Annotated in this window: 1 protein-coding gene; it reads left to right on the top strand. The window is 44.4% G+C overall.

Annotated features, from left to right (window positions below):
* Positions 1–311 (top strand): class I tRNA ligase family protein (locus AAEY75_RS14425; protein WP_352259946.1); only part of this gene is annotated, 311 nt, incomplete at both ends.

The raw sequence follows: 311 nt of genomic DNA, 5'->3' as shown, positions 1-311 counted from the left end.
GTACAGAAGAGGCTCTAGACTTTGACCATTATTGGGCGCAAGAAAACGAGCATAAAACCGAAGTGTATCACTTCATCGGTAAAGATATTGTTTACTTCCATGCGCTATTTTGGCCTGCCATGCTTGCTGGTAGTGAACTCCGTACACCAACCGGCGTCTTTGCTCATGGCTTCTTGATGGTCAACGGCGAAAAAATGAGTAAGTCGCGCGGCACCTTTATTAAAGCCGACACTTATGCTGAGCATTTGCATCCTGAGTACTTGCGTTATTACTTTGCGAGTAAGTTATCTGACAAAGTCGAAGACATTAAC

The organism is Psychrobacter sp. TB55-MNA-CIBAN-0194, assembly GCF_040309505.1.
Classification (GTDB): Bacteria; Pseudomonadota; Gammaproteobacteria; order Pseudomonadales; family Moraxellaceae; genus Psychrobacter; species Psychrobacter fozii.
The sequence above is the reverse complement of the archived record's forward strand: the minus strand, read 5'-3'. Positions and strand labels throughout refer to the sequence as shown.